We start from the raw sequence: 1,756 nt of genomic DNA, 5'->3' as shown, positions 1-1,756 counted from the left end.
TGCCTTTTGCAAGGAGTGGATAACAGCTATTTTGTCTGTCCCGGCGGAGATGCGGACGTTGACCGTTTTCTGGAAACTCCAGTTGCCGAAACTGCTTCCGGGAATGAAGAACGCCATCGGAGCAGATGTGTCATCATTACGGAACGTACTGAACCGGATGTTCTCGCAAAAGCCTACTACAGGAAACTCTCCCGTTGTGGCGGGCATCCCCACTTTCATCCATGGATACTTCTTGCGGGCGGCTTCGTTGAAGATATACACATCGCCGTCACCCGGCTTGAAGTCGCGCCCTTCGGTGACATGGATGCCCATCACCTCCAAATAGCGGTAATCCACAGGCAAGCAATTGAACTGGATATTCTTCTCGTCCTTGCCTATTCCCCAAAACTGATACCTATCGGCCGAACTTAGCACAGATTCCGAGAAAGCCACGCCCTCCACGCCCGAGATGTGTGACAGCTCATCTACTACGGCATCCTGCTGGTCCCGTGCTTCCTTAGTCATATTGCCAACAATAATGACATCCTTGTCATAGCCATAGTCGGAAGTGCGGATATAGCGGCTCTGCACATACATGATGCCGATGGCGATAATCAGCATGAACGATACGAAAAATTGAATGCAGACTAATCCCGTGCGCAGCTTCCGTCCCTTTGGAGAGAGGCCGAACGAGCCTTTCAATGCCAGCGCAGGAGGGAATGAAGTGACATAGTGCGAAGGATAAAGTCCAGCAAGCACACCCATCAGTATGCTGACACCCATGGTAAAGACGAGCAGAAGCGGATGCTCCGCCAAACTCAGACTGACCGCAACCAAGTCCTGCAATCCCGAATCGTGCAGGACCATAAGCAAAAGAACAGACACAAGAAAGGCAATGAGGCTGACCAGCACCGTTTCAATCACCAGACTTGCGCGGAGAGACCGGGAGGTAGCACCCAATACCTTCTGCGTATTGATGCTTTTGACGCGCATCGGAGTTTCGGCCAGCGAGAAGTTCATGAAGTTGATGGCAGCGACCACTACGATCAGCAAGGAGATGCAGATAAGCAGATAAACCGTCGTATAACTGCCGGCACTTTTATTTCCCACTTTCGAGAAATGAGTCTCCGCCAACGGAACAAGGCGGAGAAATCGGGAAGCATCTTTCTCCTGAGCCAAATCTTTCTTCAGTTCTTCGGGAGCTACTTTCATCAGTTGCTGAAAGGCCATATTCTCTACTTCCCGAACATTTGCCGGATTATCCAGCCGATAATGGCAGGTGTAGTTCCAATTAAACCAGTTGTCTTTGTTCTCTTCGGAATGGAGCGGCTTGTAGATGCAGTTGCCAATCTGCGAATTCTCCGGAAAATCTTTGTAGACACCGCCCACCATTACCGGATTGTTGTCCGCCTGCCTGCCTCTGAACAGGATCTTGCCTACGGCATCGGTTGTTCCGAAGAAACGCTCGGCCATAGAAGCGGGAATCAGTATGGTGTTCTTTCGTTCGAGAGCGTCAGCCGAACCGCCCAGCATCTCGGGCTGGAATACCTCCATGAAGTTACCGAAGCCTGCCAGCTCTGTTTCATTGAACAGATTCCCATCCACCTCATAATCTGCATTACCATACCATCCGGATATTATGGAAGATGCCAGCACATGCGGCGAAGCGTTGCCTATCAGTTCTCCAAGAGGGCGAGGAGCGCCAAGCAGCCATTCCATCTCTTCACTTATATTGATCTCCAGTCGGAAAATCTTCTCATAATCTTTATATCCCTTA

1 protein-coding gene is annotated in these 1,756 nt (G+C 50.5%); it reads right to left on the bottom strand.

Annotation, left to right across the window (positions count from 1 at the left end):
* The coding region (locus NW212_RS15135) for an ABC transporter permease (protein ID WP_258339444.1) at positions 1-1,756 on the bottom strand (1,756 nt) is incomplete at both ends.

This window comes from Bacteroides sp. ET225 (assembly GCF_024733745.1).
In the GTDB taxonomy this organism is placed as follows: domain Bacteria; phylum Bacteroidota; class Bacteroidia; order Bacteroidales; family Bacteroidaceae; genus Phocaeicola; species Phocaeicola excrementipullorum.
The sequence above is the reverse complement of the archived record's forward strand: the minus strand, read 5'-3'. Positions and strand labels throughout refer to the sequence as shown.